Annotated in this window: 19 protein-coding genes; 18 read left to right on the forward strand and 1 reads right to left on the reverse strand. The window is 46.1% G+C overall.

Annotated features, from left to right (window positions below):
- The first annotated feature begins 140 nt into the window (after positions 1-140).
- The 12 genes from ACEW9O_RS08650 to ACEW9O_RS08705 all read left to right on the forward strand — a co-directional run bounded on the left by ACEW9O_RS08650 (position 141) and on the right by ACEW9O_RS08705 (position 12,927).
- Positions 141-530, forward strand: a complete 390-nt coding sequence (locus ACEW9O_RS08650; RefSeq protein WP_373549749.1) for a WG repeat-containing protein — start codon at positions 141-143, stop codon at positions 528-530.
- An 87-nt stretch (positions 531-617) separates the two neighbouring features.
- A complete protein-coding gene (locus tag ACEW9O_RS08655; RefSeq protein ID WP_373549750.1) occupies positions 618-2,180 on the forward strand; it encodes a serine hydrolase in 1,563 nt (520 codons plus the stop codon).
- A gap of 113 nt (positions 2,181-2,293) precedes the next feature.
- A complete protein-coding gene (locus tag ACEW9O_RS08660) occupies positions 2,294-3,397 on the forward strand; it encodes a Fic family protein (RefSeq protein WP_373549751.1) in 1,104 nt (367 codons plus the stop codon).
- 23 nt (positions 3,398-3,420) lie between these two features.
- Positions 3,421-5,121, forward strand: coding sequence for a serine hydrolase (locus ACEW9O_RS08665; protein WP_373549752.1), 1,701 nt, complete (start codon positions 3,421-3,423; stop codon positions 5,119-5,121).
- A gap of 39 nt (positions 5,122-5,160) precedes the next feature.
- A complete protein-coding gene (locus tag ACEW9O_RS08670) occupies positions 5,161-5,418 on the forward strand; it encodes a hypothetical protein (RefSeq protein ID WP_373549753.1) in 258 nt (85 codons plus the stop codon).
- Positions 5,419-5,771: 353 nt separating this feature from the next.
- Positions 5,772-6,137 carry a hypothetical protein gene (locus tag ACEW9O_RS08675; RefSeq protein WP_373549754.1) on the forward strand — a complete coding sequence of 122 codons (366 nt, stop codon included), beginning with the start codon at positions 5,772-5,774 and terminating at the stop codon, positions 6,135-6,137.
- Positions 6,138-6,207: 70 nt separating this feature from the next.
- A complete protein-coding gene (locus ACEW9O_RS08680; protein WP_373549755.1) occupies positions 6,208-7,368 on the forward strand; it encodes a helix-turn-helix domain-containing protein in 1,161 nt (386 codons plus the stop codon).
- 51 nt (positions 7,369-7,419) lie between these two features.
- Positions 7,420-8,067: a YiiX family permuted papain-like enzyme gene (locus tag ACEW9O_RS08685; protein ID WP_373549756.1), complete on the forward strand. Its 648-nt coding sequence runs from the start codon at positions 7,420-7,422 to the stop codon at positions 8,065-8,067.
- Positions 8,068-8,104: 37 nt separating this feature from the next.
- Positions 8,105-9,259 (forward strand): hypothetical protein, encoded by a 1,155-nt coding sequence (locus tag ACEW9O_RS08690; protein ID WP_373549757.1) that lies wholly within the window; start codon positions 8,105-8,107, stop codon positions 9,257-9,259.
- 87 nt (positions 9,260-9,346) lie between these two features.
- On the forward strand, positions 9,347-10,102 hold the full coding sequence (locus tag ACEW9O_RS08695) for a LytR/AlgR family response regulator transcription factor (RefSeq protein ID WP_373549758.1): 756 nt from the start codon (positions 9,347-9,349) through the stop codon (positions 10,100-10,102).
- Between the two features lie 96 nt (positions 10,103-10,198).
- Positions 10,199-11,671: a S41 family peptidase gene (locus ACEW9O_RS08700; protein ID WP_373549759.1), complete on the forward strand. Its 1,473-nt coding sequence runs from the start codon at positions 10,199-10,201 to the stop codon at positions 11,669-11,671.
- Positions 11,672-11,880: 209 nt separating this feature from the next.
- The gene (locus ACEW9O_RS08705; RefSeq protein WP_373549760.1) at positions 11,881-12,927 is read left to right on the forward strand and encodes a proline iminopeptidase-family hydrolase; all 1,047 of its coding nucleotides are present in this window, start codon (positions 11,881-11,883) and stop codon (positions 12,925-12,927) included.
- Positions 12,928-13,116: 189 nt separating this feature from the next.
- On the opposite strand, the gene ACEW9O_RS08710 is transcribed toward ACEW9O_RS08705, so the two are convergent.
- Complete coding sequence (locus ACEW9O_RS08710; RefSeq protein ID WP_373549761.1) at positions 13,117-15,480, reverse strand: ABC transporter permease; 2,364 nt, start codon at positions 15,478-15,480, stop codon at positions 13,117-13,119.
- 371 nt (positions 15,481-15,851) lie between these two features.
- Here ACEW9O_RS08710 and ACEW9O_RS08715 point away from each other — a divergent pair, with 371 nt between their 5' ends.
- From ACEW9O_RS08715 to ACEW9O_RS08740, 6 genes are all read left to right on the forward strand, one after another.
- Entirely contained in the window at positions 15,852-16,412 is a 561-nt protein-coding gene (locus ACEW9O_RS08715) for a DJ-1/PfpI family protein (RefSeq protein ID WP_373549762.1), read from the forward strand.
- A gap of 344 nt (positions 16,413-16,756) precedes the next feature.
- A complete protein-coding gene (locus ACEW9O_RS08720; RefSeq protein ID WP_373549763.1) occupies positions 16,757-17,020 on the forward strand; it encodes a hypothetical protein in 264 nt (87 codons plus the stop codon).
- A 387-nt stretch (positions 17,021-17,407) separates the two neighbouring features.
- Positions 17,408-17,497 (forward strand): hypothetical protein, encoded by a 90-nt coding sequence (locus tag ACEW9O_RS08725; protein ID WP_373549768.1) that lies wholly within the window; start codon positions 17,408-17,410, stop codon positions 17,495-17,497.
- Between the two features lie 63 nt (positions 17,498-17,560).
- Positions 17,561-17,950 carry a VOC family protein gene (locus ACEW9O_RS08730; protein ID WP_373549764.1) on the forward strand — a complete coding sequence of 130 codons (390 nt, stop codon included), beginning with the start codon at positions 17,561-17,563 and terminating at the stop codon, positions 17,948-17,950.
- A 454-nt stretch (positions 17,951-18,404) separates the two neighbouring features.
- Positions 18,405-21,260 (forward strand): TonB-dependent receptor, encoded by a 2,856-nt coding sequence (locus tag ACEW9O_RS08735; RefSeq protein ID WP_373549765.1) that lies wholly within the window; start codon positions 18,405-18,407, stop codon positions 21,258-21,260.
- Position 21,261: 1 nt separating this feature from the next.
- The coding region (locus ACEW9O_RS08740; RefSeq protein WP_373549766.1) for a histidine kinase dimerization/phospho-acceptor domain-containing protein at positions 21,262-23,047 on the forward strand (1,786 nt) is incomplete at its 3' end.

Genomic DNA, 23,047 nt, shown 5'->3' on the forward strand with positions numbered 1-23,047 from the left:
TAAGTACCGGATCACAATTAATGATTCGGCACTTATTTTTGCTATTTTCAACACAAACATGAGTTGTACCTTGGCCAAAAGCGACCAAGGTACAACTCATGTTTAGACAAGCTCTTGCAAACCAATAACATCAACCTACCATGAAAAACACCTTCATCCTCCTTATCCTCTTCGTCGCCGCATGTACCAACCCTGCACCAAACACCCAGGGAAAACTGAGCATGCTCGAAATGGACCACAAATGGGTCGTTGTTGACGAACAAAAAACCGTGCTTTACGACGTATTCCTCTACGACAATGGCCCCGATGCACCTGCTGATGGGCTGTACCGCATCGTAAAAGATGGCAAAATTGGCTATGCTGATGAGAGCACCAATGCCATCGTCATCGAACCCCAATACGATTGTGCATATCCTTTCGAAAATGGCAAAGCCAAAGTAAGTACCAATTGCAAAACTGTTAAAGACGGAGAATACGACGTTTGGGAGAGTGATGCCTGGCAGTTTATTAATAAAACAGGAGGGCAATAGGGCCTGATTGCTGAGGTGACTCCTTCAGTGCCTTAAGTTTCTAAGGTGGTGAAAAAACTTCTTTTAATCAAAAAACATTCCTACGCTATGAAACACCTAAGTCTCCTTTCTGCATTCATACTTATCCTGTGGTCATTAGCTCCCATTCAGGCCCAAATCGCCTCCAAAGACATCGATGCATTAGTCGCCGATGCTCTATCGAAATTCAAAGTGGCTGGTGCCGCCATCGCCGTGGTAAAAGATGGCAAAGTGATTCACCAAAAAGGTTACGGTGTAACGGATATCAATACCAAGAGGCCCGTCAACGAATACACCAATTTTGCCATTGCTTCCAATAGCAAAGCTTTTACAACTGCCGCCCTTTCCATCCTGGAGGAAGAAGGCAAACTGAAATGGTCGGATAAGGTGAAAGACCACATCCCCGAATTCAAGATGTACAACGACTACGTGACCGAAAATTTCAACATCCAGGATTTGCTCACTCATCGCAGCGGCATGGGGCTGGGCGTGGGCGATTTGATGTTTTTCCCCGATGGGTCGGACTTTAAGATCAAAGACGTCTTGGCCGCTTTTCAATACTTCAAACCCGTTTCGGCCTTCCGCACCAAGTTCGATTACGACAATTTGCTCTACATCGTGGCCGGTGAAGTCATTGCCCGGGCGAGTGGCATGAGTTACGAGGATTTTGTGCAAAAGCGCATCATCACGGCCCTGCAAATGAACCATACGTTCGCATCCCCTGATTTGATGAAAGACAAAAACAATTTGGCCACCCCACATTCCTCCGAATCGGGTACCATCAAAGCCATCGCGCCCTTTGGTGAGCAGATCAACTCGGCAGCCGGAGGTATTTTGTCCAATGTGGCGGATATGTCCAATTGGATGATAATGCAGCTCAACAAAGGCAAGTATGGCGAGGGGTTGAAATCCAATCTTTTCTCTGCAAGAAACCAAAACGAAATGTGGCGCTTGCACACCGTTTTGCCCACCAATCCTGATCCTCGCTACAAATCTCATTTCAACGGCTACGGCCTGGGCTGGGGCTTGAGTGATGTGAGAGGGAATATGCGGGTGACCCATACGGGCGGTTTGCCTGGCATGCTTTCGATTGTGACGATGTACCCCGATTTGAATCTGGGCATTGTGATTTTCACCAATACCGAAAACGGTGGCGGCGGCCTTTTCTCTGCCGTATCCAATACCATTGCGGACAGTTATTTGGGCCTGGACAATTTTGGCTGGACGGATAAAATCAACGATAGAATGACCCAGCAGCGAAGTGCCGGGGATGAAGTGAGCAAAAAAGTTTGGGAAAAGGTGGAGTCCGCAAAAAATGTCAAAGTAAGGAACGAAGACTATATCGGGATTTACCAGGATAAGTGGTTTGGCAAAGTGGAAGTGTTTGAAAAGGGGCAGCAATTGTGGTTCAAATGCCACCGCTCCCCCAAATTAAATGGCCCCATGGCTTTTTACAATGCCAATTCCTTCGCCATCAAATGGGAATACCAGGACATGAATTGTGATGCACTTGCCATGTTCGCCCTGGATGAAAATGGAAAAGCGCAATCCATTAAGATGAAAGGCATTTCGCCCAATATTGATTTTAGTTTTGATTTCCAGGATTTGGACCTGCAAAGGGTGAGTAAATGAAAAACGGACAGGTATGTTTTGGGTTGTCAAAACCTAAATGAGCCGATTATTTTGCCTATTCGGCTCATTTTTCATTATATTGTGAGCCGAATAAGCAAAATAATCGGCTCACGATGTACAATTGGCAACAAAATGACTGGCTCCATTTCCGCTATGATGAAGCTGCTTTTACTGAAATAGCTTTGTCTTTTATGGCAATTGCAGGACAAAGTCTTGGTTATTTGCAGGGGCTATCGGGTGAGGAACAAGCCGAATCTATCGTTTCAATATTGGTAAAAGAAGCCATAAAAACATCTTCCATCGAAGGAGAATTCATCAGCCGTGTCGATGTTATTTCTTCCATCCGTAAAAATTTAGGCTATACCACTCCGAGTTACCACATCAAAGACAAACGTTCTGAAGGGATAGCTACTTTGTTGGTGAAAGCGCGGGAAGATTTTGATAGTGATTTTACAGAAGCGGTGCTTTTTGAGTGGCATCAGTCGCTCATGTTGGGCAATACGAGCATTCATGTCGGTCAATACCGCAACCACCCTGAGCCGATGCAAGTCATTTCAGGGGCAATTGGCAGAGAGGTAGTCCATTTTGAAGCACCACCTTCGGCACAAGTTCCTGCCGAAATGCAAGCATTTTTTGAGTGGTTCAATGCGACAAAACCAGACGAAAAATCACCCATTCCCAATTTGCTGATTCGCGCGGCAATAGCTCATTTGTATTTTGAAACGATACATCCCTTTGAAGATGGCAATGGACGAATCGGGCGGGTAATTGCCGAAAAAGCCTTAGCACAAGGTTTAAAAAGACCTATTCTGATGAGTCTTTCTACCGCCATTGAAGCGGATAAAAAAGCCTATTACGCTGCCCTCAAAAAAGCACAACGAACCAATGACTTGACAGAATGGATTCAATATTTTAGCGAAACCATTCTTAAAGCGCAGCTGGAGTTCATTGAAACCATTGATTTTTTGTTGAAAAAAACTACTTTTTTTGATAAACATCAAGCGAAGTTGAACGAAGCACAATGCAAAGTACTCAACCGGATGCTGGAAGAAGGGGAAGAAAACTTTAAAGGTGGAATGAACGCCCGCAAATACCAATCCATCAGTAAAGTTTCAAAAGCAACTGCTACCCGGCACTTACAGGATTTAGTAGAAAAAGGAATATTAATTGTCCAAAAAGGAGGGCGCAGCACCCATTACCAGGTTAACTTGGGCTGATCATCCTTCAAACCAATCGAACTATGAAACACCTATTCACCATTTTCATCGCCTTATACGCGCTTTCCAGCTTTGCCCAAAAAGCCCTTCCTGCCGACGTAATCAAAAACATCGAAACCCGGATCAACAACGGCTACAGCCCCAGCATCGCCATCGGCATCATCGACAAGGATGGGCCGCAGTATTACCTATTCGGCACCAAAACGGCCGGGGGCCAGCCCGTCAACGAACATACCATTTATGAGATTGGCTCCATCTCCAAAACCTTTACAGGTATCCTTCTGGCTCAAGCAATACTTGATGGGCAAGTAAAAGCCGATGACCCGGCCCAAAAACACCTACCTTCTAGTGTAAAACTGCCTACCCAAGATGGGAAGCAAGTCACGTTGGGGCACTTGTCCGACCACACCTCGGCACTGGCCCGCATGCCCAGCAATTTCAACCCAAAAGATCCTGCTAATCCCTACGCCGATTACACCGTGGAGCAAATGTATACCTTTCTGAATGGCTACACCTTGCCACGCGACATTGGTTCAAAGTATGAATACTCCAATTTGGCGCAGGGTTTGTTGGGTCACATCCTTTCGCTCAAAGCGGGCAGCTCTTACGAGGCATTGATGCTCAGCAACATTGCCACTCCACTGGGTATGAAGGAAACCAAAATTACTTTTGATGAAAAGATGAAGCAAAACCTGGCCATGGGTTACAGCCAGGGCATGCAGGTGGCGAATTGGGACATTCCTACGCTAGCTGGCGCTGGGGCCATCCGCAGTTCTGTCCACGATATGCTGATTTACCTCCAGGCCAATATGGGTTTAAAAAAGAGCAAATTGTACCCTGCCATGCAACTCTCCCATCAGGCCCGTCACGATAAAGTAGGCGGTGGTACGCGGGTTGGACTGGGTTGGCACATCTCCAAGGGTGCCGAGGGCGACGTGATCTGGCACAATGGCGGCACGGGTGGCTACCGCACTTTTGCAGGATTCGTTCAAGAAACGGGTAAAGGAGTAGTGGTGTTAACCAATTCCGCCAAGGGAGCCGACGACCTGGGGTTTTATTTGCTCAACTCTGCCGCCAAGTTGATGGAAGTGAAAAAATCAGCCTTGGTTGAGCTTAAAAAACAACTGGATGCGCAAGGTGCTGAAGCGGCCTGGAAGCTTTACGAAAACTTAAAAAAGGACGCGATAAACGGCTTTGATGAAGATGAATTCAATACCACGGGGTATACCTACCTGGAGGGTGGCAATACCAAAGCGGCCCTGGCCCTGTTTAAAATCAATGTACTGGAACACCCCAAATCCTCCAATGCCTACGACAGCTACGGTGAAGCCCTGATGAAGGATGGCCAAAAAGAAGCAGCCATCGAAAACTACAAAAAATCCCTGGAGCTCAATCCCGGCAATACCAATGCCACCGACATGTTGGCCAAAATGGGCGTGGGTGAAGGAGTCAAAGTATTCCCTGTCGAGGAATCCGTTTTAGAGTCCTATGTGGGGGTGTATGAACTGGCCCCCAATTTCACCATCACCATGACGCGCAAGGGCAGTCAGCTTTTTGGCCAAGCTACTGGCCAGGGCCAGTTTGAGTTGTTTGCCAAATCAGCCACTGAGTTTTTCCTGAAAGTGGTGGAGGCGCAAGTCACTTTTACTTCCAAAGACGGCAAAGTAGACAGTATGACCTTGTTCCAGGGCGGGCAGGTCATGCCTGGCAAACGGATCAAATAAAGTCTTGTTTTTAAAAACCAGATCACTAAATACAGGAACATGAAGCTGATCTTCAAAAATTCCTTTTTATTATTACTGCTATGCGTCAGCGTCATTTCGGCAAGCAGTCAGAATCTATCGCCTACACAAGGCTGGGCCAAAACCAGCCCTGACAAGCTCAATTTAATCGCCGATTCCCTGATCGCCCTCGACCGCGATTTTGCCAGTGAAAAATATGGCCATGTAGATGGCATTTGGCCCCAACCGTGGCTACGGCTACAAGTGGTGGCTGGGCTCCTATGGCAACAAACCCGCTGAAGTTACCTGGGGGGGCAATGGTTTCGGGGGCCAGTTTCCGATCATTATCCCAGAATACGATATCGTGGTGGTATTTAATGCATGGGATATTTTTCCAAGTGCACAAACCAGGAGTTACAATCCAGATTTTTTGGTCAAAAGAGTATTGAACGCGGTTGTGGAGTACCATGAAAAGAAAAAATGAGCCGAGGCTTCATTGGGGCGATAAAAAAATAAGTGCTCATTTTGCCCACTACATTGATATGGAGATTCGTTTTCACCAGGTGTCAAATCATATTTTGAAGCGACATCACCCCAATTTGGATGGATTTTTACCGCACAATCATTTTTTCACCCGTTTAATCCATCCATGTATGAAAAAGATCATCATCACCCTGATCTGTGGTTTTAGTGCATTTTTTATGGTTTCCTGTGGCATTTTTGGCTCTTTGACTTCCACCACCACTATTGGCCCACAGAATAGTTTTGTGCTAGGCAACAACCAACATGGGGCTTTTAGTGTCGATTTGAAAAACATTTCGCCCAATCCCCTTAAAATCCACCTGGCACCCATTGATGGCGGAACGCATTCACCCGTGGTGGTGCAGCCGAATCAAAAAGCGAGCCTGAAAGTAGATCGAAACACGGCAGTAGTCATTGCCAATCAGTTCAACGAAAATGCCGACGTGGAACTAAAAGTACATGGTGATACCGGGCTTTCGATGGGGTATAAAAATTAGGTTGTTTCCAAACCTTTGTTGCTACTCCGGGTTTCGTCTCTAAGGATAAAACCCGGAGGGCAACAACACCATGAATTACCAATTAAACCTGTACACCTTTGTACTGCTCTTTGCCTTTCTGCAAGGGCTTTTTTATGTGTATCAATTCTGCAAAAGGGGCTTCGCGGAAGAGCGTGTTTCCGATTTTTGGCTGGCGGGGCTGATCCTGGTCTTGTGCATCACCAACCTTCCTTCGATGCTCGGGTTCATGGGCATTTACATTTTGGGGCAAGCCTGGTGGTTTTTTCCTCAGGATACGGGGCTGATAATCGGGCCATTGGTTTATTTTTACTTAAAAAGCCAGACCAATGTTCAGTTTAAATTTCAGACCAGGGATTACTGGCATTTCTTACCCTACATCATTTATTTTTTCTACCACCTTTTGATTTTTCTTAGTGGCAAAGATGGCATCGATTGGTGGGCACAATCGGTGCACAATCGATTGTTGATAGGCATGTGGGAGCGCATTGCCGAAAATGTATCCCTGCTTGTTTACATGATTTTATCCCTGCGTTTGTACCACCGTTACCGCCGCTGGTTGCCCACCGAGCGCTCCGACATTGAAACCATTCGCCTGGGCTGGTACAAGCATTTTTTGGCTTTGGTGGTGGTCAGCGTTCTAGCGGCCATTGTTTTGTTTTTACTGGGTTTGTTTGTTCCCCTCTCCTACCAGGATGACTGGATTTTGCGGGCTATAGTCGCATTTAACATCTGCTACCTCAGTTTTAACGGCTATGTACAACCACAACCACATCGGCTGGCTTTCACCGAAAAAAACCTACCAGAATCCAATGTCATGCCGACAAACCCGGAAACAACCACAAAAAAAGCAGAAAAACCAGACCCCGCCGAAGTCCAAATCTGGTGCAAAAAGGTGGAGGCCATCATGCAAACAGAAAAATTGTACCTCAATCCCGAACTTACTTTGAGTGATGTATCAGAAAAACTACACTCACACAACTCCTGGATTTCTTATGTAATCAACACTGGATTTCAAAAAAATTTCAACGATTTTGTCAATGCCTACCGGGTGGCAGATTTTCAGAAGAAAGTCAATGATCCCATGCTAAGCCATTACACCCTGTTGGCCCTTGCCTTTGAATGTGGCTTCAACTCCAAATCAACATTTAATCGGGCGGTTAAAAAAGCCACTGGGCAGTTGCCTTCGGCGTTTGGCACCAAAACGCAGTAGTAAAACGTTCGTTGTAAAACAATTTGCGCTGCACCTAAAACCGCAACAAACATGCAAAACCCTGTACTGCTGTTCTCTTTTATGGCATTGACCATCTTCTGTGGCCTGTACCCTGAAAAAAACAGCGACATAACTTCAATTTTACATAAAAATGCGCCCCTCAAAAACGGCGACCTCATTTTTCAAACCTCTCAATCCAGTCAGAGCCAGGCCATTCAATTGGCCACGAAATCCCAATATTCACATTGTGGCATCATTTATCAAGAAGGCGAAAAGTATTATGTTTTTGAAGCCATTCAACCTGTCAAAAATACGCCGCTTGAGCAATGGATCGCTCGCGGAAAAGCAGGCAAATATGTGGTGAAACGCCTTAAGAATGCCGCTCAGGTATTAACCCCAAGCGCCCTGCGGAAAATGAAACAAGTGGGTGATGGATTCAAAGGAAAAAATTACGACCTGACTTTTGAGTGGTCTGACGACAAAATCTATTGTTCTGAACTGATCTGGAAGGTGTACCAACGGGGAACCGGCCTTGAGATTGGCAAACTTGACAAACTGAGTAATTTTGATTTGAGTGCCGAAGCAGTAAAAAAGAAAATGAAAGAACGCTACGGAGACCGGGTGCCGCTCAATGAAACGGTCATTTCCCCAGCGGCTGTTTTTGAAAGCGAGCTGTTGGTTACCGTTAAATCCAATTAACGTGAACTAAACTATTTATGCAACAACCTCCCACACTATGAGACAGCTATTCACTACCCTTTTATTCCTGGCCATTGCCCAGCTTGGTTTGGCCCAAATCAGCGTCACCGCCACCACTTTCCCTGCTGCAAACGATACCTTGCGTTACGCCATTGATGATCGGCCAGTCCTGGATGTTCAAAGCCTTTTCACACCACCAGGAGGGCCCCAAACCTGGGACTTGAGCAAATTGCTGGCCCGGTCTACATTCAGCCAGGTGTTTAAACCCGCTAGTGTCGGTAAAAATGCCAGCTCATACCCTGGTGCTGAACTGGTTGTGGTAGATGCGATCAGGGAAACCTACTACAACGTAACCAATAGTCGCTTTGAGAACATGGGCTATGCTGGTGCGGACCCCTTTGGGTTGGGTTTGAATGCCCGATTTAAATTGCTTCCCGCCTATATAGAACGCCGTGCTGCGATGAATTTTTTTGACATCAACGTTGCCAACTCTTCTATAATTCAAGGGTTTGCAGTGAGCGACCTGCCTGAGGTTATCAAAAATAATCTTCCCGTCAGCGCAACGCTTATTGACTCTATCCGCGTTCGTTTGACTTTTTCACGCAACGATGTGGTAGATGCTTATGGTACCTTGAAGTTGCCGTTTGCCCAGTACAGCGTTTTGCGGGAAAAACGCACCGAATACATCTCTACCAGGATCGACGTTCATACTTTTCTGGGCTGGCTGGATGCAACAGATTTGATTGTGAACCAGAACGCCTCTTTTGCCTCCGTGCTGGGCGTGGATACTCTGATCAGCCATAATTTCTTCAGTAATACGACTAAAGAAATCATTGCCCAGCTCAATTTCAATACTGCTCAGAACCAGATTACTAGTGTACGCTTCAAAGCTCCACCAAGGGCCACGGTGCCTGTGCGCGAAGTACAACCACCGACTGCTCAACTCCAGGTAATCCCCAATCCAGTCGACGAGGAGATCCAACTTAGTTTTGTTCCGCTCATTTCCGGAAAGCTCCGCATCGAATTACACGATGCATTGAGGCGTGTACTCAAAACCAGCCAGGTAGAGGTAATTCAGCAGCAAAAAATGCGCTGGCAAATGCCCGGTCATGACTTGCCAAATGGCATTTATACCCTGGTGCTGAGTACGGCAGATCGGCTGGAAACTGTACCTTTGGTTGTGCAACATTAGGCAATCTGGTTGTAAAATTGTACATCCGCTTTGCCTAATCCAGCTTATCTTTAAGCAAAAGTTCAAGCCCAGTAGATTCTTTTGTACATGGAAAACGCCAAAATCCTCATCGTAGAAGACGAGATCATCATCGCTGCCGACATCTCCATGATGCTCGAAAACCTTGGCTATGATGTCACGGGGATCATCCCGCGTGGGGAAGATGCCCTCAAAAGTATTGAAGCTACCCGGCCCGATCTGGTGCTGATGGACGTCGCTTTGAAGGGCAAGATGAATGGTATAGAAACCGCCCTCAGCATCCGCGAAACCCATCAAATCCCCCTGATTTTCCTCACCGCCAATGCGGACGACGACACCTACAACCAGGCCAAAGCCGCTCAGCCTTACGCCTTTATGTCCAAACCATTCCGGCAGGCCGACCTGAGTCGTACCGTCGAATTGGTACTGCAAAAAGTAGCGGAGGAAAAAAGCCAAACCGCTCCTGCTGCGTCAGTGGAGGTTGTTCAAAAAGAAGAAAGTATCCTCTCCGACCGCATCTTTGTGCGCTACAAGGATAGGATGGTAAAAATAATGTTGGAAGAGATTCTTTTTGCCGAAGCGGATCGCAGTTATTGCAAAATCCATACTGCCAATACCGAATACCTGATGGCCTTGCCCCTTGGCACTTTTGAGGAAAAATTACAATCGGGCGATTTTATGCGCATCCACCGCTCGCATATCGTCAATGTGACCAAAATCGATGCGGTGATCGACAACTATAATTATGTCAGCGTCGGCAAACATACCTTGCCGGTGAGCCGGGGTTTTCAGGAAGTTTTGGCATTGCGCTTGAAGGTGATTTAGTGCTTGTTTAAAGTTTAAGGTTAGTTTAGTTTTTCAGCTAAAAAACTTAATTTACCTTCATTTCGTCTAAAGTAAAATACCTCTAAACCTTTCACGATGAAATCATTCCTATTCATTTACCTTTTTTCGGTATTGCTCAGCCCAATTTTTGGGCAATCCATCCTCAATGCGGATTTTGAAGCCACTGATCCCACCACAGGTACTGGTTTGCAAAACTGGCAATCCAAGATGGTACTCAAAACGGCCCATGATGAAAATATCCGACATGCAGGCCGGTCATCCATTCAGCTTCAAACGCCTGAAGGAGAGCAATTTGTATCTTTTTATCAAATGGTTGCCTTACCACCCAGCAGCAGCTTGCGCAAATTCAGTGTAACTGGCTTTTTGAAAAGAGATTCCATTGAGCAATTTGCAGGGATTTGGGTAAGAGTTCTTGCTGGTGACAAAAGTCTGTTTTTCAACAACATGGGCGATCGGGCCTTGAATGGAACCGCTGACTGGATTGAAATAAGCAATGATTTTTTTGTAGATGAAACGGCTACCAAGTTACAAATTGGTGGACTTATCGTAGGCAAAGGCACGGCTTGGTTTGATGATTTTTCACTCAGCGAAATTCCATTGAATCAAGGGCCATTGCCTGATACCTTACACTCCTATTTAACCGCAGCAATCGATATTATCCAAAAAAATGCCCTCCGCCGAGATTCGGTGGCCTGGCCCAAAGTAATTGATCGGGCTTTTTTGATGGCTTCTGGTGCCAACAATTACGGGGCATGTTACCCAATCATCACTTATGTGCTGAATGCCTTAGGAGACCATCACAGTTTTCTCATGCCCGCTTCCATGAGCAAATCCTGGTCGGCCCCGGAACCCGATGCCGTCCAGGATTTGCCCCTTACCAGCGGAAAAATCCTGGATGGAAAATATGGTTACTTACAAATGCCAAGTGTTGGGGTGGGCGACGAGGCCCGAACCACCTATTTTGCGGATCAATTACAAAATCTTTTGGAAAACCTGGATCGTTCCAAACCCGAAGGCTGGATTTTGGATTTACGGCAAAACCAGGGCGGTAACTGTTGGCCTATGTTGGCCGGGATTGGACCTTTATTAGGTGAAGGCGTTTGTGGTTTTTTCCTGGACCCATCTCAAAAAGCCAGTCCGGAAGGTTGGTTTTATCGAAAAGGTAAATCAGGTGAAGGAAAAAGTACCACTACAAAAATCACCCGCAAACCTTATAAATTTCAACAAAAATTCCCTCCAGTAGCCGTGCTAACTGGCCCAAATACCGCCAGCTCTGGAGAGGTGGTCACCGTAGCCTTCCGCAAACGCCCCAATACGCGAAGTTTTGGCGAACCTACTGCCGGGCTTTCCACTGCCAATCAGGATTACCCTTTACGAGACGGTGCGATGATTTTGTTGACCGTGTCCATTTACGCCGATCGGGAGCGAACACTTTATGGTGCCAAAATCATTCCGGATGAACAAATTTTGGCTGGAGTTGAAGATGGCCAAAACGACCCGGTTATTGAAGCTGCCAAACGTTGGTTGGATCAGGTTATGAAAAAATAAGCTCACTGTTATGAGGTGTTTTTGGGAAAAGGGGGAAAAACAAAACTGTTAAACCGTTTAAAAAAGCTTTGGAGATTCATGAAATAGAGGGTACGCGGAAGAAATTAGAGAAATTGGAGCTGAAGAGCTGAGTTCAACCTGATCCAGTGCAGTGAATGCTTTTTTATAAAAGAGTCACTATCTTGTTTCTTCATCAATTGTTCAACATCATGTTCAAATCATTTGCCCTCCAACCCATTTCTTCGCTGGCTTTTCTGCTCCTCATCGTAGCATTAAGCGCTTGCCAACCGCAATCTGCGCCACCCGCCGACCACGTTCACCTGGAAGACTATTTCTCCAGCACTACCGACCCCAACCCCAAATCCGGCGGCGTTCGCCTCATTCCCATCAAAACACCCAAGGGGGAATTCAAAGTTTGGACCAAACGTTTTGGCAACAACCCCAAGATCAAAGTCCTGCTCCTCCACGGTGGCCCGGCTTGTACCCACGAGTATTTTGAGTCCTTTGAAAGTTTTATGCCGCAGGAAGGCATTGAATTCATCTATTACGATCAGCTTGGCTCTGCTTATTCGGATCAACCAACGGACACCAGTTTGTGGAACCTCCCGCGCTTTGTGGAGGAGGTAGAACAAGTACGCCAGGCCCTGGGCTTGAACAAGGACAACTTCTACCTACTGGGGCATTCCTGGGGCGGCATTTTGGCCATGCAGTACGCCCTGAAGTACCAGCAAAACCTCAAGGGATTGATCGTGAGCAACATGATGGCCAGTTGCCCCAAATACGGCGCGTATGCGGACAATGTATTGTCCAAACAGCTGGATCCAAAAGTGCTAAAAGAGGTAGAAGACCTGGAAGCCAAGGGCCAGTACACCAACCCGCGTTACATGGAATTGCTGATCCCCAATTTTTACGAGCAGCACATTATACGCATGCCTTCGGCAGAGTGGCCGGATGCGGTGAACCGGACTTTTGCCAAGATCAATTCCACGATTTATGTGTCGATGCAAGGCCCCAGCGAGTTTGGCATTTCGGGTAAACTGGAAAAATGGGATGTGAGTGCAGAATTGCCCAAGATCAAAACCCCTACCCTGGTCATCGGGGCCAGCCACGATACGATGGACCCGGAGTACATGAAGTGGATGTCGACGCAGTTTCCCAAGGGGCAGTTTGTGCTCTGCCCCAATGGCGGGCACATGAGTATGTGGGATGATCAGGAGCATTATTTTCCGGGGCTGATTTCGTTTTTGAAGCAGTAGTTCGAGTGCATGACAAAATTGGAGTAACGCACAGTATAAGACGCGCGGCCCGGCATCTCTACAATCCGGCGCCAACTGTCATTTTTTATATTGCCCCGATTTTGTCATGCACTCAAATGATTCGGTTACAAAAGTTTTATTTTTTCACCCATAATTTCTCGCTTCGCAATTGCGGGAGGGTGATTTCGTTTACTCCATTTTTAAACTTTTCACTGGGTTCATCAACGCTGCTTTGATGGCTTGATAACTCACGGTGAGTATGGTAATCAGCAATGCGCCAACAGCAGCAATTGCGAATACCCACCAGGAAATATCCGTTCGGTAATCGTATTTTTCGAGCCAGTTGTTTAAGAAATAATAGGAAATAGGGACGGCCAGCACTGAAGCGATCAGGACCAAAACCACAAAGTCTTTTGATAAAACTTGCCAAAGATTCAAGACTGATGCACCTAAAACTTTCCGAATACCTATTTCTTTGGTACGCTGCTCAGCAACAAAACTGGCCAAACCAAACAAACCCAAACCAGAAATAAAAATAGCGAGAATGGCAAAAATCAAAGCCAGTTTGCCGATTCGCTGCTCATCGCCATATTTTTTGGCATATTCTTCACTGACAAATTGAAATTCAAAGGGGTATTCGGGATTGTACTTTTTAAAAATGCGCTCTATTGCTGCCAATGATTGGTCAGTTGGAATGGACGCTGTCAACCTGATGTTTACGGTATTGATGTTTCCCTTATCAAAATAAACGAATAGCGGATCAATGGCTTTGAAAGGTGAATCCATGATCAAATCCGCCATCACTCCAGTTACGATTCTTTCCTGGTTTCCTTCACGGAATACGGTGCCTATGGGGTCTTTCAGTCCCAATATTTTTACGGCTGCTTGATTGATTATGACCGCGGAGGAGTCGGAGGGCAAACCACTAAAATCTTTGCCTTCAATCATTTTTACGCCAAATGTTTTGGTAAAATCCACATCTACTGCCATCATATTCACTAAAAAATCGGCATTTTCAGGCTTGCCTTTCCAATTAGGCACCGGGCTTTTCCACCAAACTTCAGTGATTGGCGAAAAACTCCTATTGACATTTTCTACAGCATTGGTTTTTAACAATTCAGCCCTCAAAGCCTCATAGTTTTTCTGAATATCGCTCGACGACTCTACCATGATTAATTGCGCTTGGTTGTATCCCATCTCCCTGTTTCTGATGTGACTGATTTGCAGATAAACAAGGATGGTAGCCGAAATCATCATTACCGAAACGGTAAATTGTCCTACGACCAATATTTTGCGGGGCAGTGTGGCGTTTTTACCCATTTTGAATGTTCCTTTCAACACCTTGATGGGGTTGAAGGACGAAAGATAAAGAGATGGGTAACTGCCCGCAACGAATCCTGTAAGCACAATAATTGCCAATGTAGCCAACCAAAAATATGGATTTGCAACATCAAGTACGATCGTTTTTTCAACCAATTGATTGAATTGGGGCAATAAAAGCAGCACTGAAAGAATGGAAACAGCGAAGGCAATCAACACGATGAGAAAGGACTCACTGTAAAACTGAAGAGCCAATTGAATTTTGTTGGAACCAATAGCTTTGCGAATCCCGACCTCTTTGCTTCGTTTTTCGGAACGTGCTGTTGATAAATTCATAAAGTTGATGCAGGCAATCAGCAAAATAAACAAAGCAATAACGCCAAACAAACGTACGTATTCTATCAAGCCTCCAACATTCTTTCCATCTTTAAATTCGCCATACAAGTGTAATTTTAAAAAAGGAAAAACAAAATATTTACTGATTGCTTTGTCATCTGGCGAACGTTGGTGTTTGATTTGATTGATTTGGCTTTCAAGCTGGCTAATGTTCGTATTGGTATTGGTTTGTACGAAAACCTGCCATGAGGATCCATACCAATTGGCCATAAATCGTTTGGTTTCTTCATCTGAATAATTAAATGGCAGGATGTAATCAAACTTGATCGTGGAATTTGAGGGTACATCTTCCATGATTGCTACTACTTTTACATCAATATCGTTACCGGGAAGCCTGATGATTTTGTCAATCGGATCGGATTTTCCAAAAATGGCTTCCGCTGTGGATTGGCTCAACACAATAGAATTAGGGTCTTTAAAAACCAATTTTGGGTTGCCATTGAGCGCTTTCCAGGAAAATACATCAAAAAAGTGTTCGCTCACTTGATACCCGTTTTTTTTGATTTTGGTATCTTGATAAATCATCACCCTATCTTGTGGATGAGTAGTAACCACTGCATTTTTTACCAAAGCGCTGTTTTTTTCCAATGCATCCGCAAGTGGAAGAACCATGTTCTGATCCGTAAACGTTTGATTATTAAACGTTCTATTGGCAAACACTTTATAGATCTGAAGCTTATTTTCATGAAATGTATCATACGTGACTTCATCATAGATCCAAAGTGAAATCAATATCGTACAGGTCATTCCGAAAGAAAGGCCTAAAATGTTGATAAGCGAATATCCCTTGTTACTTTGAAGGTTCCTTCGAGCGATTTTGAGGTAATTGAGCAGCATGATGTTGTTTTTTATTACTTAGTGGTTGTACCTGGAAGGCCCCTATAGTTCATTCCGTTTTTGAGGATGTTTCTGGGTTTAGATTTTCAAAAACAATACCAACAAAACAAAATACTGATAATCAATTAAGTAAAATTCGCATGCCCTGAAAATACTGTCCGTTATTGTTACATGAGTGTCCGATTCAGAACGGAAAAAAATTAATTTTTAGCTATTCTTGGATTCGGTAATGCAGGAGGTTGCCGCCGAAACGATGGAAGGCATCAATGGTAATAAGGTATACGCTTTACCGCACAAAAAAGCAATGGAGTTGTTGCGAAAATATGAGCGAGTGAAGTAACTTTAAGGGACAATAAACAAACAACGACATTATGTCCACCAAAGCAAAAATTCTCATCATCACCGGTGATGCCGGCGAAAGTTACGAATGCCTTTATGCCAAACACCGCTTTGAGGAAGCGGGTTACCAGTCCGTCATTGCCGCACCCAGCAAAAAACGCATGAATTTGGTCATCCACGATTTTGAACCGGGTTGGGATACTTACATCGAAAAACCTGGCTATCTGGTAGAATCGGATATCGCTTTTTCCGAAGTCAATACCCAGGATTATCTGGCTGTACTGCTCCTGGGGGGCCGCGCACCCGAGTTTTTGCGCCACGATGCCAAAGTGCTTGACATCGTGCGGGAATTTGACCGCGATGAGAAGTACATTTTTTCCATTTGCCACGGCATTCAAATTTTGACCGCAGCGGGCCTGGTCAAAGGCAAAACCCTGACTTGCTACGAGAACGTGCGTTTTGAGGTGGAAGCCTGTGGCGGCACTTTTGTGGGCAAATCTGAAGCCGTACAAGATGGGCGGTATGTGACTGGGCAAACCTGGCAGTCGCACCCTGATTTTTATCGGCTGGTGTTTGAGTGTTTGCAGGCTTAAGTTTATGCGCTAACATGAATCATCCCGAATTTTCAAAATAATTCCAAAGCGACATAATTTTCACAAAGAAACCACCAAGAAGCACAAAGGACACAAAGTTAGACGTAGACGACGCTTCGCTTTGTGTCCTTTGAGTCCTCTTTTTTCCTTTGTGATAAAGAAATGTAGCTTTTGTAGTGTTTATGAAAAAATTCGGGATGACTCATGTTTACATTTCGTTCGGAGTCGAATTCCTGTCACTCGGAAAGTCTCACCGTCCATTCGGAGATTCATCATAGCATTGAAGTGATCCTTGCGCTATTTTTAGGGTACAATCATTTTTACATCACTTTAATCGCTATACCATGAAAACGTACATTCAAACCGCTCGCAATTACTGGTTCATCCTTGTTTTGATCGCCGGCATCCAAAGCTGTGGAGCTTACAAAACGCCCCTATTGAACCATGAGCATGAAGCCAATCAGGATGGTATCGTACATTTGAAGAGTTGCCCGGTGGTGAGCCCGGAACGTAGCGTATTTTTTGAGGAGCATGTATATGATGCGGAGGCGACTACTTGTGGGTATTGTGGGCAGAAGCAGGTGGTGCAGATGGCGGCGCTGAAGTAAGCGGTTAGGCATTTATGAAGAAATTCACGAGAAGGTTTTCCAACCCTTCTTTCTCGTCAAGCCGACGGGGGCAGAGGGCTGAGTTCGGCGTATGACATGGTCGTGAAAGGGTTGGGGGACATTGAAAGTAGAAAGCCATGAGGAGCATAACACAATTTTCACTATCAAAATTCCAGTCTAATAAAAGCCCTCAATTTATTTCAAAAAGACTCATATTTTACTACCTTTTTATTACAAAAAATCAATAAATTTACTGTCGCTATTTGAAGTCAACAACTATGTATTATCGTGGGAAAGCATATCACTTGCTCAATTTACCTTACTACCTTACTGGACAAATCGAAAAATATTTAGCATGGTTTGGGGCTGAGTTTGGCCTATGACATTGTGATCAAAGGGCATAAAGGCACCATCGATTTTCAATCGTCCCCTAACGAAGGTACTACCTTTTTCATCAGCCTTCCATTTCCGATTTAATTTGATATCTTAATACAAATTTTACCACAACCCTACGAAAATCAACAACTAAACTTTATCATCATGCCAATCAACATCCAGACACCTGGAATCCACCACATCGCGCTGCGTTGCACCGATCTGGAACGCTCCAAAGCTTTTTATGGTGGCACCTTGGGTTTCCCCATTGCCCTGGAAGTGCCCAATTTGTTCATTTTTGTTGCCGGGGGCACCTTTATCGGTGTGCGCGGGCCTGCTGAGCAACCCGGCGAAATGGTTTTTAGTCCCTTTAACGTAGGAATTGACCACCTCGCCCTTGGTTGTACCGACGAAGCCGAATTACAACGTGTAGCACAAGGACTTGCCGATGCTGGAATTGAAAATACTGGAGTGAAATTTGACGAAACCTTAGGTAAAAATTATGTAGCATTCAAAGATCCAGACCGCATTTCCTGGGAGTTTTACATGGTTTAAACTCAATCAAAGGCAAAGCCGAAGGTCTGCGGACCTTTGGCTTTGCTATTGCTCAGTATCCTTTTCAGCACATCCTGACGGGGATGCCCCACCTGGCATCACTCCTCCTAACATTTCTTTCGGAGTCTATTCTTCCCCATTCGGAAGCTATTTCCATCCATTCGGAAAACAGCTCTTGGGTCTTGTTCTGGTTTGCTCCATCTTTGAAAGGAAGAACCAAAAGCACCCACCCTTCCATCAACAGTCCAAAAAAATGGCAAAAGGAGTTCTTATATCCTTGTGATCCCAATGGGACGGGGTATGTGGTGATCAAGGGATTGAGGAAGAATTAATTCCATACATGGAATAAGCCATAGCATTTCATACATTATTATTGAAACTGACCCCAGTTTTATGCTTCATATTGGTATCTCAGGAACGCTGTTTCTGGGTTCATTCCATAACCCTTTTCATCATGAAAAAGAACGTGAAATACCTATTCATTTGCATTTTGCACGGCATCAGTCTGTCTGTTGCTTTTGCTCAAAATACATCTTTAGAAGGAAGGGTAAAGGACAGCAAAAATGCTCCCATTGCGGGGGCGTCCATACGGGTAAAAGACACTGAGATTGGAACATCCAGTGATGGAAATGGTGCTTTTGTAATCTCTATGGGGGGCAAAAAAACGCTCACCCTGGTTGTAAGCTCCATCGGTTATACCCCAAAAGAAATCTACCTGCATGCCAACCATACACCTGCCGAAGAGCTCATCATCGTTCTGGAGGAAGTAGTACAACTATTGGACGAAATCATTGTCACCGGCGTATTCGACAGCCGCAAGCGGATTGAATCCTCCATCGCCATCACCACCCTCGATACCCGCGTACTGGACCGCATGGTGCCCAACAGCGCAACCGAACTCCTGCGCCAGGTACCTGGCGTATTCACCAATACTTCTCGTGGCGAAATCTTCAACGGCATAGCGGTACGCGGCATGATTCTGGGGGGCAATTATTACTATGTCTCTATGCAGGAAGATGGGCTCCCCATCGTGCCCGCGCAAGGGCAATTCAATCCCGATGGTTTTTTGCGTGCCGACATTAGCCTCGGTCGCCTGGAAGCCGTACGAGGCGGCACGGCTTCTATTCTCGGCGTCAATGCGCCAGGAGGGATTTTTAACTACATCACCAAAACAGGCGGTTCCAGTTTTGTGGGCGAAGTGCGCAGCCGGGTGGGTCTGGAAGGCAATGGCCGCAACCCTTATTACCGACTGGAAGCTGGTTTTGGTGGGCCTTTGAGCAAAAACAACCCCTCCTTGACCTATTATATCGGTGGGCATTACCGCCATGCCAACGGCGCCAAATATCCTGGTTATCCGCTCAGTCGGGGCGGACAACTCAAGGGCAATTTGCTCAAAAAGTACAAAAACGGCCAAATCCAGTTCAATTTAAAATACCTGGACGACCGCACCGTGCAGTTTGAATTGACGCCCACAGTCGATTTTGAAAATCCGCGCTCGGCGGGCAATTTTACCAACAGTTCTTCAACACTCAACCCCCTGTTGAAATTCAGCTACCCAGCTTCAGTGCTGGGTTTGCGTAGTGTAGAATACGACACCCGCAACCTGAATCACTACCGCGAAATTGCGCCTGGACTAAATTGGGAACACCGCTTTGGCAAGGGCTGGAAACTGCAAAACAACCTGCGTTATTCTGATAAATCATTGCTTTCCAACGCGCCATTGATCGTTTTTCCCTTCGCCCTCGACAAGTTCTATTTTTACGCCATTTTCGACCTTCTTGGCAAATTTGGCACCTATAGATTTTACAACACCAAAACCAAAGCATCCTACGGCACTGTCAAACAAGAATTGGATTTCAGCAATCCTTCTTTCCCTTTCAAGTTCACATCAGACCTGAACCTGCCTGGCTCTGAAGTGCAGCCCAACTCGGTTTTTTACAACCCCGCCGGCATTGAAGACGGCTACCTACGGGATTTTATGAATCAGTTCACCCTCAAAAAACAGTTGGAGCACATGGGTTTTACCGCTGGGGTTTTTCATTCAAACACTCAACTTCAAAATTACATCCTCCCGCCTGCCGCACAGGGCTTTGGCACCATCGAAGACCAGCCACAGTTTGTGGGTATAGAATATATGCCGTCCGATGTGCCCAATGCACCTGTCTATCAGGTAACCGATGCACAAGGACTGGCCAGCTATGGCAATGGGGGGGTATTTTTCAATAAATCCAAAGTCCGGCAAACGGCGCTTTTCTTTGGCCACAACTGGGATATCTCCTCCAAACTCAACCTGGACTGGGGCTTTCGCTATGAGCATTTTTATGTGGAGGGTTCCAATGTGCGCAGCGCTGATTTGGTACGCAGCAAAGGGGGTGTGGACGGCGATTCGACCACGATCTATGACAACTATACCTATCCGCTGGGAAAAACCCTTAACTACTCCAGCCCTTTGAATACTTTCGCTTTTTCAGCCGGCCTAAATTATAACCTAAACCCCAGTTTGGCTTTTTATGCCCGCTATTCTCAAGGCAGCAAAACGCCCGATTACAATGTTTTTTATGACAACAGCGACATTTTCCAAATCGAAGCCCAGCGCACCATCCAGATGGAATTGGGGGTAAAAATCTCCAGTGGGCGCAACCACCTTTTTATCACGCCGTTCTACAGCGCGCTGGATCGAATCCCACAGATTGGACGCGGGCAAAATGTGGGACAATTGGCCACCTTTTACGCTACCACTAAGCTGTACAACAAAACCCACGCCATTGGCCTGGAGTTGGAGGGCAATTACACCTTCAATGCGCACTGGAGCATCCGGGCTAGCGCCATGACCCAGCAGTTTACCGCCGATCGGTACCGGTTTTATGACACACGCCAGAATGGCCCCGCTGATGACACCCTGATCGACCGTTCAAACAAAAAGATCAGTAGTGCGGCTCCGCCCCTGATTGTGAACCTCACTCCAACGTATACCGCTGGCAAACTTTATGTCAACTGCAACTGGTACTACCTTGCTCGCCGCGCCGCCAACAGCAGCGAAACCTTTTACTTGCCTGCCTTTAGCCAGTTCGACCTCAACCTGGGTTATGCCCTCTCGCCCAAAGTCCAACTTCAGGCCAGCATCAATAACCTGTTCAATACCTTCGGGTTGATGAATTGGAATGGCCCTACGACCAGTGGATTGCCCTTTGAAACCTTTGATACCGAGAATTTTTCACCCGAAAAAAGGGCGGCCAACCCGGATGTTGTATATTACACTGGTAGCATTCAGCCGAGGGCTTATTTTTTATCCTGCACCTTGAAACTCTGATATGAAAAAGCTGAACTTAGGAGTTTTTCTATGTTTGTTCCAAATTGCTTTGCTGGCGCAATACAGCCTTCAACCAGCACACTTCGACAGTTTGACCCGTGAACTGAAGCAAGCCAAAACGGATACCGCGCGGTGGGACTTACTCTTTCAAAGGGGGTTGGCCAACCAGTTTGTCGACGCTAAACAATCTCAAGCAGATTTTAGAGCGGCATTACGCATTTCCAGAGCAATTGGGGACGAAGATCGATTGTTGGGTGGCCTGCTCACGCTTGGGTACAGTTACGGTATGACCGGGGAACCAGTAAAGTCCATTCACCTACTCCAGGAGGCCCTGCGCTATGTCGAGAAAAAAAAGGAAGACGCCAGTATGGCCCTGGCATTTTTGGCCAATAATTACGAAGCGCAGGGTGACCTTCAGCGCGCACTCGATTACGCCCGTCAATCATACCAGGAATACGAAGCCCGCTTGAAAAAGAAGTTATTCTTAGACGACAGAGGCTACCCGGCTGGACCCATGCGCCTGGGGCAGCTCTTCGAGAAACTGGGCCAGCGGGATTCTGCAATGTACTACGCACGGATGGCCCAGCGCCGCATCCAGGAAACGCCCCTCGAAGGCTGGTTTCCTTACTTTTACTGTCAGATATGTAATTTGTTGGGCAAACTCCACCTGCAATCCAATCAAACCCAGGAGGCCTTGCAGTATTTCCGCACAGGTTTGCGTGAAGGCATCCGCGCCGATTTTCCTAGCGCGATCAACGAAAGTAAATTAAGCTTGGCCAAATATTATGCCCGGGTCAATCGCCCGGATTCCGCCATCCATCACGCGACGGGGGCCTATCTTGGTGCCAGCAAAATTCGGGGCTTTGAGGTGATGCAAGTGGCAGCCAATTTGCTGCGCAAAACCTACGAAAAGCAGGGCAATTATGCCAAAGCGCTGTACTACAACGACCGATCAATAGCCGCCCGCGACAGTGTATCCGGTGCCGAAAAAGTGCGCGAAGTGCAAAATCTGACCTTTAAAGAAGAACAAAGACAACAAAAAATTCTACAGGAAATCGAAACAAAACGGGTCGCTTATCAAACCAGGGTCAAAATTTACAGCCTGCTGGCAATCTTGGCGGGTGTACTTTTACTGGCCTTCATCCTGTACCGCAACAACCAACAAAAACAAAAAGCCAACGCCTTGTTGCAAGCTCAAAAAGAAGAAATCAGCAGTCAAAAAATTCAATTGCAAAATTCTCTGGAGACCCTCCGTGCTACCCAATCCCAACTCATCCAATCCGAAAAACTCGCCTCCCTCGGCGAACTCACCGCTGGCATCGCCCATGAAATTCAAAACCCATTAAACTTCGTCAACAACTTCGCCGAAGTCAGCGCTGAAATGCTGGACGAGATGCACGAAGAACTGGAAAAAGGAGATACTACCGAGGCTATTGCCATTGCTACTGATTTAAAAACAAATCTGGAAAAAATCAACCACCACGGCAAACGAGCCTCCGCCATCGTCAAGGGGATGCTAGAACACTCGCGGGCAAGTACGGGGGTGAAAGAACCCACCGATATCAATGCGCTGGCTGATGAATATCTGCGCCTGGCGTATCATGGATTGCGGGCGAAGGACAACAGCTTCAACGCGACGATTGAGACCCATTTTGATGAATCGCTGCCCCTGGTTTCGGTCATTCCCCAAGACATTGGCCGGGTGTTGTTGAATTTGATCAACAATGCTTTTTATGCGGTTGCTGAGCGAAGCCGAAGTACGGTGCAGCAGCGGGCGAGTGTCGGGG

This window comes from Haliscomenobacter sp. (assembly GCF_041740695.1).
Taxonomy (GTDB): domain Bacteria; phylum Bacteroidota; class Bacteroidia; order Chitinophagales; family Saprospiraceae; genus Haliscomenobacter.